Source organism: Phormidium tenue FACHB-1050 (assembly GCF_014696925.1).
In the GTDB taxonomy this organism is placed as follows: domain Bacteria; phylum Cyanobacteriota; class Cyanobacteriia; order Pseudanabaenales; family Pseudanabaenaceae; genus Pseudanabaena.
Map to the genome: position 1 here is coordinate 1 of NZ_JACJQY010000030.1, position 16,513 is coordinate 16,513.

Annotated in this window: 9 protein-coding genes; 5 read left to right on the top strand and 4 right to left on the bottom strand. The window is 40.9% G+C overall.

The genetic code is table 11. From position 1 onward, the window contains the following. Window positions 1–108 precede the first annotated feature (108 nt). Genes H6G05_RS16735 through H6G05_RS16745 form a run of 3 tightly spaced genes read left to right on the top strand, consistent with a single transcriptional unit; the run spans window position 109 to window position 1,987 of the window. Window positions 109–432 (top strand): phosphatidate cytidylyltransferase, encoded by a 324-nt coding sequence (locus tag H6G05_RS16735; protein ID WP_322096384.1) that lies wholly within the window; start codon window positions 109–111, stop codon window positions 430–432. Next, a complete protein-coding gene (locus tag H6G05_RS16740) occupies window positions 429–1,082 on the top strand; it encodes a lysophospholipid acyltransferase family protein (RefSeq protein ID WP_190579536.1) in 654 nt (217 codons plus the stop codon). Before H6G05_RS16735 ends, H6G05_RS16740 begins: the two co-directional genes overlap by 4 nt. Window positions 1,083–1,126: 44 nt before the next feature. Beyond that, a complete protein-coding gene (locus H6G05_RS16745) occupies window positions 1,127–1,987 on the top strand; it encodes a class I SAM-dependent methyltransferase family protein (RefSeq protein WP_190579538.1) in 861 nt (286 codons plus the stop codon). Window positions 1,988–2,026: 39 nt separating this feature from the next. On the opposite strand, the gene H6G05_RS16750 is transcribed toward H6G05_RS16745, so the two are convergent. The 4 genes from H6G05_RS16750 to H6G05_RS16765 all read right to left on the bottom strand — a co-directional run bounded on the left by H6G05_RS16750 (window position 2,027) and on the right by H6G05_RS16765 (window position 11,715). Beyond that, complete coding sequence (locus H6G05_RS16750) at window positions 2,027–3,688, bottom strand: ATP-binding response regulator (RefSeq protein WP_190579540.1); 1,662 nt, start codon at window positions 3,686–3,688, stop codon at window positions 2,027–2,029. Window positions 3,689–3,814: 126 nt separating this feature from the next. After that, window positions 3,815–4,564 carry a DUF928 domain-containing protein gene (locus tag H6G05_RS16755; protein WP_190579541.1) on the bottom strand — a complete coding sequence of 250 codons (750 nt, stop codon included), beginning with the start codon at window positions 4,562–4,564 and terminating at the stop codon, window positions 3,815–3,817. A 589-nt stretch (window positions 4,565–5,153) separates the two neighbouring features. Further along, entirely contained in the window at window positions 5,154–7,775 is a 2,622-nt protein-coding gene (locus H6G05_RS16760; protein WP_190579543.1) for a CHAT domain-containing protein, read from the bottom strand. A gap of 88 nt (window positions 7,776–7,863) precedes the next feature. Next, on the bottom strand, window positions 7,864–11,715 hold the full coding sequence (locus tag H6G05_RS16765; RefSeq protein ID WP_190579545.1) for a two-partner secretion domain-containing protein: 3,852 nt from the start codon (window positions 11,713–11,715) through the stop codon (window positions 7,864–7,866). Between the two features lie 294 nt (window positions 11,716–12,009). Between H6G05_RS16765 and H6G05_RS16770 the strand changes: the two genes are divergently transcribed. Further along, a complete protein-coding gene (locus tag H6G05_RS16770) occupies window positions 12,010–13,758 on the top strand; it encodes a ShlB/FhaC/HecB family hemolysin secretion/activation protein (protein ID WP_322096382.1) in 1,749 nt (582 codons plus the stop codon). Between the two features lie 320 nt (window positions 13,759–14,078). Then, on the top strand, window positions 14,079–16,511 hold the full coding sequence (locus H6G05_RS16775; RefSeq protein WP_190579550.1) for a CHASE2 domain-containing protein: 2,433 nt from the start codon (window positions 14,079–14,081) through the stop codon (window positions 16,509–16,511). Window positions 16,512–16,513: the final 2 nt, after the last annotated feature.

Below are 16,513 nucleotides of genomic sequence, written 5' to 3' on the forward strand. Positions count from 1 at the left end.
ATTGTCAATACTGGAAAAAGAAAAGGCTTTTCCGCTTTTGAGTCCATTCTTATCGCTTTGAATCCTCTCAAATCATTGTTTGCTATAGGTTGAGCAATTACCAAAATTATTCCCAAGGTCAGCCCTAATAAAACCGTTGAAGGTTTGCTCGGCGGAGTTTTAACAACCACAGGGCTAGCGATCTCCTTAGCTCCTTGGCTAACTCCCTTTGATTTAATCCATTCCGCTTGTTTAGGGTTACTCCTTAGCCTGACAGGATTTATCGGTGATGTGAATATTTCGGCGGTGAAGCGAGATTTAGGGATTAAGGATAGCGGCACAATTCTCCCTGGACATGGCGGCATTTTGGATCGCATTGATAGCCTGACTTACACTGCTCCTCTCTTTTTCCACTTCACCGTTTATTTCTACTATCAAGGACAATTGCTATGAAGCGAATTCTGAGGATCATTTTCTTTCTGACCACAAAAATCATCGTCTTAGTTCTTTTGGGACTACGCATCCAACATCGAGAGAGATTACCCACATCAGGAGCGGCGATTCTGGTCGCTAACCATAATAGTCATCTAGACACCCTTGTTCTCTTATCACTATTCCCATTATCAAAGGTGCAGCACCTCCGCCCCATAGCAAACGAGCAGTATTTCCTGCAACAAAATCCCTGTTTAGAGTGGTTTGCGCGTCACATCCTGAATATTATTCCTGTTTCGACTGATGCAGGTAACTGCCGCGAAAATGGTTCGCATCATCGCAACTTCTTTAAACACTGTGCTGAAGCGATCGCACAAAATCAGATCCTGATTCTCTATCCTGAAGGCACAAGAGGCACACCTGAAAGCCTTGGTGAGTTCAGAAGTGGTATCGCCCATCTAGCTAAACAACATCCTGACGTGCCGATTATTCCCATTTTTCTACATGGGCTTGGCAAATCACTTCCCAAAGGTGACTTCCTACCTGTTCCCTTACTATGTTGGATCTGTATCGGTGAATCACTTTACTGGAATGGACAGAAGCAAGTCTTTCTCCAACAACTGACAGAGCGTATCCAGAAATTATCAGAAGAAAGAAAGCTCTCTTTCTAAATAAACACTCAACAATCAACTTTTTTCTTTTTTAGGAGTTCAAAATGTTACTACAAAAATCAGCCCCCACTTACGAGCAACTTCTTCGTCCTCTACCAATCTGGAATCCTAAAGCTTGGTACTACGGATTGATGAATCTCTCACTCCAAACGATTGGCAAACTATCAAAAGGAATTCAGATCGGCTTTCAGTATGGTTTTGATTCAGGTGTGATGCTGGAATATGTTTATAAGAATAAACCAAGTGGAATTACACCTCTAGGAATGCTCATTGACTGGTTCTATCTTAACTCTCAGGGATGGTGCGGCATTAGAGAGCGATCGCAGCTAATGAAAACCACACTCCGCCAAGTATTGCAGTCCTATCAACAGCAAAATGTCCCTTGTCATTTGTTGGATGTTGCTTGTGGTGGTGGTCGTTATGATTTAGAGGTGTTACGGGAGTTTGAGTCGGGGGCGATCGCGGCAACTCTGCGCGATTACAAACTAGAAAATGTCACCAAGGCTAGCCAGTTAGCGACTCAATTTGGAGTTACAGCCCAGATCGAGCAAGCCGATGCTTTTAATGATCAAGATCTTGAACGGGTGTTGCCTAGACCAAATGTAGTAGTTGTTTCGGGATTACATGAGATTTTGCCCAATGATCAACTGATTAAGCATCACTTTCAGCAACTCTATCGGATTCTTGATAAATCAGGCACATTGATCTTTACGATTCAGCCGCAGCATCCCCAACTAGAAATGATCGCGCGGACTTTGCCAGCGCATACGGGACTTCCTTGGGTGATGCGGGTACGCTCTTGGGAACTGATTCGCCAATGGGCTGAAGCGGCTGGATTTCAAAACTTTCAGGTGCAAATGGAACCAAATGAGATTTTTGGAGTTGTGACGGCTGAAAAGCCATAACAAAGCAATTCTTGCGGCGCAAATCGCCGCAAGAATTGCTTATGCTTCCATTTGTGCTTTTAGATAATTTAGAATCTTATGAATTTGCAAACTTTTGATTAGAACCATGAGTTCCCCCGTGAAAACTTGTAATTCAGCGTCAGACTGTTCTAAATGTTTAACACGTTCATGAAGAGGCCTCATGCGACCCATTTCTGCTAGTTCCATTAACTCTAATATTATTTCTTGATCAGGCAATGGAATTTTGCCACTTGCTAAAGAGCTATGGGAAGCGATCGCAGAATCAGCAGAATCTTGATAAGCTTGTCCTGCAATGGGTTGAACTGACTTTACATAGGCAGGCAAATCAATTTCCAACCAAAAATTACTCCCTTTACCTAACGTGCTGATCACATTTAGCTCTCCTCCCATCATCTCTACAAGTCGCTTACTTATCGGCAAACCTAAACCTGTTCCTGACTGCTTTTTTTCATGGTTTCCGACTTGCTCAAAAGATTGAAAGATCTTAGGTAAATCCTCCGATGCAATGCCCACACCGCTATCAATTACATCAAAACGAATTTTGTTGTTAGTAGAGTTTTGAACGAGTAAAGTCACTGAACCTTTGTTCGTAAACTTAATGGCATTACCCACTAGATTAAATAAAACTTGGCGAATTCGCTTGGCATCACCGTAAACAAGTTTAGGGATTTGACCAATAGTTTGATAGTTTATCTCTATATCTTGACTGCTAGCCTGTACTCGAAATATATCGATTAGCCTGTCAAGAAATTCATCTAAATTAAACAAATCATAATAAAGATCTAATTTACCTGCTTCAATCTTAGAAAGATCAAGAATGTCGTTAATTAATGTCAGCAAATGCTCCCCACTACGTTGGATAATATCTAACCCACTTTGATGCATGACAGGGTCTTTACTCAACTTGAGAACTTGAGTATAACCAAGAATTCCATTGAGAGGGGTGCGTAGTTCATGACTCATATTCGCAAGAAACTGACTTTTTGCTTGATTAGCACTATCTGCGGCTTCTTTAGCAATTTTCAGTTCATTAGTACGCTCTTGCACAAGTTGCTCTAAATTCTGATTAAATTCTTGGAGCTGTGTATTCAGCATGGCTAGATTTTGACGACTTTCCGCCAGACTGATCATCATGCTATAGGCTCTCAAGCTCGAAACTAGAGTTGTAAATAACTTCTGTTCTGTTAGTTCTATTTTTGATCGGTAATCATTAATGTCGTAGCTCAAAATCACTGAAGATTCAGGAAAGTCTGCGGGTTGTCCTGTACGAAGAATAATTCTTACAAATTGATTTTTGAGAACTTCACGAATATATTTGATAGCCTGCAAACCTGCATCGTTAGTTTCCATGATCACATCTTGTAGGATGATCGCGATGTCAGGATTCTGTTCAACAATTTTGATCCCTTCAGCACCAGAAAAGGCTGAAATTATCTCTAATTCTTTACCTGCAAACTTAAATTCTTCGAGAGCTAACTTGGTAACTGCATGAACAGAAAAATCGTCATCGCAGATTAAGACCTTCCATGTGGGTCTATCATGCAATGACGTGAATTGGTGACCAGCAAGAGATTCATTGTGCTGGTTCTCTGGAATAGGGATATTTTGGGGATCTTCATTTAAACAAGATAATTCTCCATCTTCTGCTATGAAAATTAGCTCATCGGAATCTGTAGACATTTTTCTGCACTAATAACACCAGTTCACGAAAGTGTGGCAACACTTTTGGTAATTAAAACCCAAACCCAGTAAGGGTTTTCAAAACATAAAATAGCGTAGTCATTTTGTGTTTTGGTATAATTTAGTTTAGTTCTTGAGAGATATATCTGCTATAGGTTCTAGGCTAGAGGATTTGAGTAAAGTCTGCCAGCTAACTTTTAAATCGGTGTTGTTGGGCTGTGATAAACGCAAATTTGCTAAGTCAGCGATCGCCTCATGCCAAATCCCAAATTTTGCGTAAATATGTACTCGCTCGATCCCTGAAGCTTTCTCTAATTGCTTGAGCAAAGCTGTTTCTGGTTGGATACGACGGATGATTCCTTCTGAGAATGCGTCCTCAGGATCTCCAGTTTCGCATACTACAGAGATTAACCATTTATATTCTTTTCCAACTTCCAGTGGTGTTTTTTCAAATTGCATACTCACAATACTAGGAGTATTTGTTAGTGCTATTCTTTGGCGATCAATTCCCTTGCCTTGTTGATTTTCAAGAGTAAACTCTACAGCGATCGCCGAAGTTTTAGGAACGTAAGCAAAAAATGTGGGATTAGCCGAAATGGTAAGACCAAACTTGTTTGGCGGTAGCAAGGGAATAAGTTGTTGTTCTACAAACCTTTTATTTTTGTCCTTTCTAGGCTGTGTAGCTCGATCCTTTAGGCATTGACCATCACTACCTCTTCTCCCTCCCCCGATAGTCGATGTTGGGGCAGGGTTGCTAATAGGTGGTTCAAATGTTTGAGCGCTAGCACCTGATAAATAAGCAGGAAATGTGCTTGTTTGACAGAATGTAGCGATCGCCAAGAAGGAAAAGTATCGATAAGAATATTTGGAGAACATAGCCTTATTCCTAGAAGCAGTAAAGGATCAGAGACTGCTTTTCTAATGTGCCAAAAATGTGCAAAATTAGCGGTAGCAAAATCCAAAGAATCGATGAAAATTGAATAACATACTATCTTTTTTCTGCACTTGTAGCTACAGCCAATACTATTAGGACTAATCAAAATCCAAAAGTTAAAGGTGGCACTAAGTGAAGCATTTGCCCTTTTGTTATAGATTTCAAAATCCATAGCAAAAGCTTTATCAAATAGTATATAACAATCCTAAATAGTTTGTAGAGAACTATAGCAATCCTAAATGAATCGTGAGAATCTAAAGCTTATAACAAAGGGCTTAAGCCCCTTGCCTATCTTACACATGATTTAAGTTATCTATATACCTAAATACTATGTTTCAGCAATTCTCATTATGAAACTGATTTAGGTGTTTCCAGCGCCGAAGACGCTGGAAACACCTAAATCGGTTTTTTGAAAGCCCGCCGACAGCGGGCTTTCAAAAAACCGATTTTTATAATGAGAATTGCTGACAATGTTCTTTCACATTTGAAACAATAGAAAATAAAAGGGCGCTTTGCGCCCTTTTATTTTCTTTACAGCCAATTTCCAACGAGAACGAATGGAGACCAGTAAAAAGGGTGAGTAAATTGTGGTTTTTTTAGAAGGCTGATCTGAGCCTTGCGGAGAGCATCCGCTTTAGTTGTGCCGAGAGTTGCTAATTCTTGATAAAAATTTTCCATTAATGTAGCGGTGGCACTATCCTCAACTGACCACAGACTGGCGATCGTACTCCTTGCCCCCGATCGCACTGCCATACCAGCTAATCCTAATGCAGCACGATTATCACCTTTAGCAGTTTTGCAAGCACTGAGTACTAATAACTCTATTGGAGTTCTACCATCTTGATTTCTAGTTTGGAGTAATGCTCCTAGCTGCTTGATCCCCAGACGACTATTCCAAGTCAAAACAAAGGTTTTTTCAGCCTGAGAACTAAATTCTCCGTGGGTAGCTAAATGAACTACTCTAAAGGGGATTTTACTAATTTGTTTTTGAATAGACTCGCTAATAAACATTTCATTCAGTAATGGCGATTGAGTTGATACAAGGGTAGCTATTTGCTGAACTTCTCTTTCGACATTCGGTAGAGCTGTAAAATCCTGTGTTTCTTTACTTACACCTCCGATGAATACTGTTAGTTGTTGGCGTTTGAGAGGTTGAGGATCAATTAGCTGTAATCCGGGCGCGATCGCCAGATTGTATTTTTCCATCAAGTAATGCTGTCCATCGTAGAGAACTGCCATCGGCAAGTTCCTCAAAGAGCCATCTAGAACAAATGCTAAGGTTTTAATTTTATTGGCAGCTAGGATAGACTCTATTTCTTTCCCAATTAAGAGATTATAGACTTCCTGAGAGACTTCTTGGATTTCTGCCTCCAGAGAGGTGCGACGGAGCGATCGCCTCAATTTGCTCAAGAGACTCTCTAGTTGAGCTTGAGAGATTTTACTAGTATGGTTCTGTAATGAGCGATCGGGGAGTGAAATAATAACTTCTATCCTGTCAGACAAAATAATTGGATAGATGACGGCTGCTAGCGGATCAACCTCATCAATTTGGGTGGTAAGCCCTGTCAGACAAGCTTCTTTTAGGAAGTTATCTAATTCTGCTACCTGTAGAGATTCGATGACGGTACGCGCAGATTTGAGATTTTCTTGACTGATGGGTTTACCATCATCATGGGTCAGTAGTAGAGCTACAAGCTGACGGTAGACAGGCTCGACACTATCACGGAAAGAAAATTGAATATCAGCTTTACTCGATACAAGATCGCCACGAATTGAAGCAAGTGTACTCACAGCTTCGCTATAAGCTGCGATCGCTTTAGAATTTAGCCCTTTAGACTTGAGAACTCGTCCGAGTTGCCATTGCCACCGATAGGCAATGTCTGAAGCGTTATTAGTTTGAGCTAGGATGAGTGCCTTTTCAGTTAGATTTTGGGCTTCTGAGAATTGCTGATTTTGTTCATAGATTTTTCCCAAATATCCAATCGCATAGGACTCAGCTCTAGGATCTCCCATATCTTTTGCTTGCTGGGCTGCTAGGGCGAGAATTTGGGCAGCGGCTTGGCGATCGCTTGATGTGGGATTAAGCTTTGTGAGACTTTGGGCAAAGTTGATTCTTGCATAAACCGATGCTCGGCTGGATGGAAGTTTAGGCAGTTGCGTTTGGATATCTGCGAGTAATAGTCGCGCTGATTCAGTTGGTTGGGATTCAATCTGGAGTCGTAATTGGTTGAGCTGAGCTTGCACTCTTTGAATCGGAGATGTGGTAGCTTGGATAGATTGCTGATAGTAGCTGATCGCTTCGGCAGTTTGCTGCAAGCTATAGGCAGTATTTCCTAGACTTAGCAGTGTATCTGCAATCATCATCACATCGCCTAGTTCCTTGGCGATCGCTAGACTTTCTTGCAACACAACTTTGGCATCTTCAAGATCACCACTCAGTTGTAAGGTATCACCAAGATTGAGCAAACTTGCCGCCTTAAGGGAAGATGCTGGCTGCTCCTTTAGTTCTATTTGGACTTGCTGAAGCATGTTTGTCGCTTTAGGATATAAACCTAGCGATCGCAATGCTTGGCTCTGATTAATCTTGCTACGAATGGCTCCATCTTTGTCCCCTGATATTTCATAATTTGCTGTAGCTCTTTGCCAAGTTGTTAATGCTTCTTGGGCTTTACCTTGAGCGAGTTGGATACTGCCTTGAATGTTCAGAGACTGTGCTACTAATTTTTCCTGTTGTGGCTCGGATTGTAGAATTTCTAGACTCAAGGCGATCGCCTGATCTGCCTCTTTCCACTGACCAAGTTGTTGATGGGCTAAGGCGAGATTATTAAGCACAATGGCATGATTGAGGCGATCGCCTTGCTTTGCATACATATCTGAAGCTTGTCGCCAATTGGCGATCGCCTTAGCATATTGCCCTGCATGATAGTGCTGTTTACCATTCTGGAAGAGAGTTGCAGGATTATTTGATAAAGGATGAGCAAGAACTATATCAGTTGAGGATTTTGAGGCTACAGATAAGTTTTTGGCAATAGTAGGTTGAGGATTCCATCCTAAAAGCAATATAAGTATGGTCGTACAAACACCAATAATGATATAGCCCAGCAATTTAGATATTTTGGAATTTAGATTTAAAATGGAATGCCAAAAGAACATCGATTTTTCCTATGATCATTAAATTCGTTTGGTTTACGTTATAGATTTCACTCCGAGAAGCAATGTTCATATTTTAGGATATTTCAAATCATTTCCCTGCCGAAAGTGGGGAGATGACCTTACAAGAAATCTGAGGTATAGCAGGACTGTGGGGTGTCGAATCGGCTATCAGTCGCAGTCTGCCATGACGATCTCTAGCGATCGTATTCGCCTCAACAATAGATTTTGAAGATTTCTTTACTAATTCCTGTCTCTGTTCTGGTATAGAATGGTTGGCACTTCGCGCTGACCATTCTGCTGTACTTGGCACAAGTTCCGCTAACTCCACTAAAGGTTGAATACTAGAAAGCTCATCGCTAGGGCTCTTTGGCAAACCACCTTTTCCAGAAATCGTAAAGCGATTTTCGTGATTAGATAACTTCCCACCAACAGCACAACTTTGATTAACTTGCTTAGAAGGATCAGCAAGATTGAGAGGTAAAGTGGTTAGTCCACGACTAGGATCAATTTCAGGAGTAGTAACCAGCACATTTCCTTGTAACCCGAACTGAGAACTAGCTGTAATGTCGCTAGAGGAAGACAGTTGCTGACGGAACTCCAATCCATAAATACCATTAGTTGTGATGTTAATATTGCCGCCATTGCCTGTAAAAGCATTAGCCGAGATATCGCTATTTTCACCCTTGACCCCAACGATAAAACCCGCCTTAATGTTAATGTTGCCACCATTGCCCCCTGCACTTGCCTTCCCTGCGGTCGTGGTGATATTACTGGCGTAGCGCAAAAGTAGTATTGATGGAACATTCAAATCGATATTTCCACCATTAGTATTGGCAGTTGAAGCGGTAATGGAAGAACCATTAATAAGAGAAAGATAATTAGCTAATATGCTAATATTGCCGCCCAGTCCAGAGCCTAGACTACCAACAGCGATTGTTGCTCCATCTTCAAGGGTGACATACTGGGGATCGATTGTAATATTGCCACCATCTCCTGTAGATCCTTCTGTTGTATTCGCAAACAAACCTGTACCCGCAGCAAAGAGAATGGAATATCCTGCCCTAAGATCAATATTACCCGCTTTACCATCACTACTAGTCTGAGCCGTAACCTTACTATTGTCTTTAAAAGTAATGCCTTGACCTGCATTAATGTTGATATTTCCCGCATTACCGATACTATTGGTATTGCTGAGGATTTGACTATTGTTTTGGAAGTTGATGAAGTTGGGGCTAATGATGGAAATATTACCAGCAGGATAAATTCCTTGGGTTGTACTCAAGATAAGGGTATTGTCAAAGATGAGATTTCTCAAACCTGTAATAACCACGTCTCCTGATCGCCCACTTTGTCCAGAGCCAAAAATCGTGGTGATAAAAGTGTTGGGGTCATTAATATCGTAGGCGCGTTTAGGAAAATTGACGGTCTTACTCGTAATCACCTGAAGATTGGCGATCGCTAAATCATCTAATCCATTAATATCTACGGTTCCTGCTTGACCAAAAGCTGACGATGTAAAAAGACCGAGATTACTAATCTGACTTTTCGCGACTAAGTTGATTTCTCCACCATTACCACTATTAGCTCCTAACTTAGAAATTGAGAACGATAATATATAACTCGTTAAAGCACTAGTAATTTTGCCATTTGGGGCTGATATAGATACCATTCCTCCGTTCTGAGAACTTGCCAAAGAAGCAAGTGAATAAGCTGACAACGTAGAATTGTTTAGATGAATATTTCCAGACCCAGAATATAGAGAAATTGCGCCTCCATTGCGAGAATTAGCAGATTTTGCGAATGAGTATGAGTACAAGGTCAAATCATCCAGCATAATATTTCCAGAGGAAGTAGCCAAAGAGATATCACCACCATTTCCAGCATATTCTAAGTTTGATAATGAATAGGAAGCCGTGGAGGAGTTTATCGGTGCATTAATTAGCGAAATATTGCCAGAATTAGAAGCTAAAGAAAATGCTCCACCATTGCCAGAAGATCTCGCTCCTGAGTAAGTACCAGAGTCCAAATAAGTACCAGTGTCACCAAAGAAGCTTCTGACATCTTTAATCGTAATATCACCCGAATAAGTAGCAAAGGATACGTCTCCACCATTGCCTGAGGAGCCTAATGCTAAGGAAACTGATGGAGACTTCCAAATTGGACGAGTGATCGTAATATCACCAGAGTAGGTGGTTAAAGAAACTGCTCCTGCATTTGCAGAGTTGCCAGAATAAGCGAAAGAGGATGATTCAATGTATATCTCATTTAAGATAATATTCCCTGAATAAGAAGAGAATGAGATCTTACCGCCATTGCTCGTATTTCCAGAGAGTGTGAACGAGTCAGTGTACAAATCACTATCCATCGTAATATTGCCAGAATAAGAAGAAATAGCAACGGAGCCACCATTCCCTGCATTGCCAAAGGTTGGCTCTGAGTATGCGATTAAGTTGGCATTCAGGGCAATATCACCTCGCCCATAGACACGAATATCACCAGCCTTAGCTCCGACAATATTTGTACCAGTATTAATTTCTTGAGTTGAGATTTTGCCTTGTAAGGCATTGGGCATAAACTGATTAGTCAATAGTACTAATCCACTGGGCTGACTCACTCGAATATTTCCATTTACGGTAATATTGGCTCTAGCAGGAGTATTTGTATAGGTGGCTGTAGGGGGGATCGCACCTGAAACTATTGGACTAGTCGGCAGTCCACCTAATCGAGCCCAGTCTATGCCAGCTCTTACATCCAAAGTCGCCTGAGTACTTCCATTAATTGTAATTGGAAGTTGTACTGGGACAACATCCTGAATTGAGCCATCACTATTTCTAATCGCTTGATAGTCAGACAAACTAAATGTTGCTAGATCTGCATAGCTCCTTGAGGCATTAAATAAAACTGCATTATTAGGGTTAATTGTCGTATTAATAGCGCCTGTATTATTGATCGTGACATTATTGAGCGTAACGCTGCCTCCTGCTAAAATATGCAGCGATGCGCCTGTATAGTTCCCTAAAGTGACATTACCACTGGCGAGAATAACTGGATCGTTAGGACTAATTAAATCACCGATAGTTCCATTTAAGTTCTCAACATTTAAGTTCCCTCCAGCATAGAAATGAGTATCACCAATCACAGGATTTTGCGATCGCAACAGCATATTTCCACCCGACCATAAACCGCTATTAGGATTGCTTAAAGCAAAAATATCGACAGATTGATCACCTTGCAACAGCAATTCCTTACCAGAAATTGCCATAAATGGATTGTTCGCAATATCGCGAATAGTAATATCTTGAGCTTGCAATGTGAGATCTCTAGCGGCAAGCAATTGCCCCTGTAAGTCCAACCTGTCAGCATTTAGGATTAAATCATGCCCTGTAGAGAGATTTCCACGATTACTAATTGTCGCCCCTGCATTGCTTGTACCATACTGCAACCCCAGAGTAATGTTCGTCGTTAATAAAGGCGGTGCTTGAGGATTTGCAGCACTAAACTCGCTTCCATCTGAAAACTTGAAACTAGTTGCCGTACTCCCAACAAAAGTACCACCAATATCTAACTTCGCATTTGCACCAAACGCAATTCCATTGGGATTGAGTAAAAAGAGATTCGCATTACCATTAGCGCTAACGATCCCATCAATATTAGAAATAGAGTTCCCCGTCACTCGCGTTAAAATATTCTGGATATTAGCTGCATTATTAAAATGAACAGTATTATTTGTCGGAACTGAGAAATCTTGAAAACTGTGATACAGATTAACACCGTTAGCCGTCCCACCGTTAATTGTATGTGTTAATCCGTCTAGAGTTACTGTAGAGTTTGTAGGCAGAGTTTGATCAGGGACAATCTGGGCTACTGCCGAGAATATAGCACTTAAATAGCTTACGGCAAATACACCAGAAATATAGATATAGCGAGTAGCGAGTTTCATGGCTTAAATTCCGCTTAGCATTCATTTAAGAAATCAAAGGTGGACATCAAGCAAGTTTAAGTAATAGTAAATGTATTTATTCTGAAAATATTTGCCAGTCTTATAATACCGACTTAGTGGGTAAAGAAATCGTAAAGTTTTTAATAGTGAGATTTTTAAAAACTTTAAATTAATTTTAATTGTGAGAATCCTCATTATTTTATAGCGATTTTCATTTTGCCGTAGGCAAAATGAAAATCGCTATAAAATAGGAGTCAGTTTAAAAGCTTTTAGTGAGAGTTGAGAGTAATTATTGTGAAGTTATTGTATGAGGAAATCCTGATTCTCTTGAGAGGGAAAAAGAAAAATATAGCGGTTCTAGCGATCGCTCTCAGTTCCTATACAACATCAATCTTTGCTCAAACCACTTCCACTGCTCCCACAATTCCTGACGATCTCAACCCCAAACTCCCTCCAAACAACCTGACTGAACCTTTTAAACTTCCTTCTCCCGACCTCCTATTTGCCCCAAGCCCCCAACTCCCTCCATCTCCTAGTAATGACAATTTTGAATCATCTGAATCCATAGTAGTCAAAAAGTTTGAAGTAATTGGTAGTAGTGTTTTTAGTGAACAAGAACTTGAAAAAGTTACTGAGTCTTACCTTAACCGAGCAATCTCGATTATTGATTTATTTCAAGCCAGAACCAAAATCACTGAACTGTATTTAAACCGTGGATATATTACCTCTGGTGCATATCTGCCAGAACAAGATTTGCAAACAGGAGTAGTTAAAATCCAGATTGTTGAAGGTGGACTGGATGAAATTCAGATCACAGGCTTGAATAGGCTCAATTCAGGGTATATCCAATCACGAATTGAGATTGCCACCGCCAAGCCTCTCAATCGTAATCGATTGCTAGAGGCGCTACAACTATTGCAAATCAATCCCCTCATTGAGAGCATATCGGCAAATCTATCGCCGAGTTTGCAAGCTGGATTAAACAATTTAGAAGTCAAGGTAACTGAATCAAAAACCTTTAGCTTGCCGATCACCTTTGATAACAGTCGAACTCCCAGTGTTGGCTCCGATCGCCGCCAAATTCAGCTTGTCGAAGCCAATCTCACGGGATTAGGCGATCGCTTGAGCCTGTCCTATGCAAATACCAATGGTAGTAATGCTTTTGATGCTAGTTATACAGTTCCCATTAATCCTCATAATGGGACGATTAGCCTCAACTTTGGCAATTCTGCGAGTAATGTGGTGGAAATACCATTTAATATCCTTGATATTATTTCTAGCTCTCGTAATTATGAATTATCAATTCGTCAACCTTTGCTCCAAAATACTGCTCAAGAATTTGCTCTAGGCTTAACCTTAAGCCATCGTCAAAGCACAGCATCATTATTAGGTGGTGCAATTCCTTTTCCTTCCCTTGGAGCGGATGCTGATGGACAGACTAAGGTTACCGCCCTACGCTTCTTTCAAGATTATGTGCAACGGAGTACTGAAGAAGTCCTAGCATTGCGTTCCCAACTGAGTTTAGGGATTAAGGCCTTTGGTTCAACGATTAATGCTGTATCTCCCGATAGTCAATTTTTGGCTTGGCGTGGGCAAACTCAATATGTACGCCTGTTAGCACCCGAAACTCTTTTGTTTCTTAGTGCTGATTTACAACTTAGCGATCGCCCGATGCTGTCACAGGAGCAGATTAGTTTTGGTGGACAAAACACCCTGCGTGGATTTCGGCAAGATGCGCTCCTAAGTGATAATGGATTGCTAGTATCCGCCGAAGTGCGAATTCCGATCATGCGAATTCCTGAAATTGGCGGACTTTTACAGGTTGTACCATTCTTTGATTTTGGTAAAGCTTGGAATCATCAAGCCTCTAATCAACCCGATCCTAGTGCGCTTGCTTCGATAGGAATGGGATTACGATTTCAAATAAGCGATCGCCTGACTGTTCGTCTTGATGTGGGGATTCCCCTGAGCCGAATTTCTGCTGAGAAAAAGACCTTACAAGAAAATGGGATTTATTTTTCAATAGTTGCTAACCCCTTTTAGAATGTATAGCTGTCGCCAAGTGTATGACCTAAGAAGAGAAAGGCGGCGCTTCGCGCCGCCTTTCTCTTCTTAGGTTTTGCTTTTGTCCTAACACTATCGACGGCAGCTATAGAAATCCTAAATGGTTTGTGGAAGGACACCCCATCGGGGGTGTCCTTCCACAAACCAAAAAAATCCACAAATGATATAGGACTGCTATATAAGTAGTTAAGCATAAGCAAACTTAAAACCCAGATTGCCATGTCGCCCGCTACGCGGGCGACATGGCAATCTGGGTTTTGTTTATAACTATGCCGAGCTACTTACGTTAAAATTTACCTATGTGGATCAATCTAAAAAGGCGAATTTGGAAATGGCGTGGGGTCTTTGCCGTTGTGCCTGCAACAACAGGAGTTTTACTATGGATTCGCTTTATGGGAATCCTGCAACCGTTAGAACTATCTGTATATGATTTGTTTTTTCAGTGGCGACCATCTGAACCAATCGATGAGCGTATCGTGATTGTGGCGATTGAGGAACCAGATATCAAGAAATTTGGTTCTCCTATTACTGACGATACCCTTGCTAAACTCCTCACTTTAATTAAACAGCAACAACCTAGAGTCATTGGGCTAGATATCTACCGTGATTTACCAGTTCCTCAAAAATATGGCTCCGAATATCAAGAGTTAGTTAATATATTTGAATCTACCCCAAATCTGATTGGCATTCGCAAAGTGGTTGCAAATCAAGATGGTAGTGATGTTGATGCTTCACCAGTTCTCGAAAAGCTTAATCAAGTAGCCGCCAATGACTTTTCGCTAGATGGTGATGGTAAAGTTCGCCGTATACTTCTATCTCTAAAAAATAAGCAAGGTAAGACAATACCTAGTTTGAGTGCAGCCTTAGCCATTCGCTACCTTCAAAAGGAAAATATCAATCTTGAAGTTATTGATCCAAAAGTACAGACATATAGATTAGGTAAAGCAATATTTTCGCCACTTCAAGAACATGATGGCGGCTATACCCACGAAGTCTTGGGAGGCTATCAAATATTATCGAACTACCGTAATTTTCAGAGTGGTTTTCGTACAGTTTCCCTAACTAATGTCCTCAATGGAAATATTCCTGAGAATATATTTCGCGATCGCCTTGTTGTGATTGGGATTACCGCCGAAAGTAGTAGTGATTATTTTATCACTCCATACAATGGCACAATTGTGAAAGGCTCTTTCTCAGCCACTAGTGGAGTCGAGCTTCATGCGAGTATTTCTAGTCAATTAATTGCCAATGCCATTGACGGACGACCAACCTTAAAAGTTTGGGCAAAACCCTTAGAGATTTTGTGGATTGCCATGTTTGCGATCGCGGGCGGTTTACTATGCTGGAATAGTCGTTATGCGAGACCAATCACCCAATCAAAAATTTCTTTGCGTCTACCTTGGGTCACTCTAGCGATCTCCTTTCTAGGAGGAGGTCTATTTACCACAAGTTATATTGTTTTTCTATGGGGATGGTGGATTCCTTTCATACCGTCTTTATTAGCACTAATTAGCTCAGCGATCATAGTTAAAAGTTATACAGCCCTCAGTGCTAACGAAGCCCGTAAACGCGCTATTCTTTCCGTTATTCCTGATTTGATGTTCAATGTTAGCGGCGATGGCATTTATTTAGGGCTGATTAACTATGAGAGGACGATCAAGTTAGCTATTCCTGACTTGGAGAATATTGGTAAGCATCTTTCCCAAATCTTACCGACCGAAATCAGCGATCGCCACCTTTATCATATTCGGCAGGCTTTGACTACTGGACAGATCCAGATTTATGAACAGCAAATCTGTATTAATAATATTTGCCAAGATGAGGAAGTGCGTATTGTTGTAAGTGGTCGCAATGAAGTGCTATTTATGATTCGCAATATTAGCGATCGTAAACAAGCGGAATTAGCAATTTATAAAAAGAATGCTGAATTAGCTACTACATTAGATGAACTGAAAACGACCCAAAAGCAACTGATTGAGTCCGAAAAGTATGCCGCCCTTGGTAGCATGGTCGCTGGTGTTGCCCATGAAGTGAATACACCTATTGGCAATAGCTTAATGGCAGCTTCCATTCTTGATAGTGCGACCAATAAATTTAAGGGATTTTTTGATCGTGGTGAACTCAAAAAATCGAGCTTGCAGACTTATTTTGAAAAAGCCCAAAGTAGCAGCGAGATTCTACTAGTTAACTTGCACCGTGCAGCGGAACTCGTTCAAAACTTTAAGCAAGTTGCTGTCGATCAATCAAGTTTAGAACAGCGTAGCTTTCAAGTAAAAAATTATATTGAAACAATCTTGATTAGTCTAGCGCCACAAATCCAACGTACCCAGCATAGGATTAATGTCTATGGAGATGATGCAATCATGATCCGCAGCTATCCAGGGGCTTTTTCGCAAATTGTCACCAATTTAGTCATGAATTCTTTGACTCATGCTTATATTGATTTAGATAAAAGTGGACGGTTACAATTTGAACTTATTCAGCAAGATGATCAAGTTCTCATTATCTATTCTGATGATGGCAAAGGCATTCCTTCCGAAAGTTTAGCCAAAATTTTTGAGCCTTTTTTCACGACAGCTAGAGATAAAGGTGGGAGCGGTTTGGGTCTGCATATTATCTATAATCTTGTGACCCAAAATCTTAAGGGAACGATTTTTTGTGAAAGTGAAATCAATGTTGGCACAAAGTTTACGATCGCCTTACCAGTTGATTTAAGCTGTGACCAAAAGTAGCG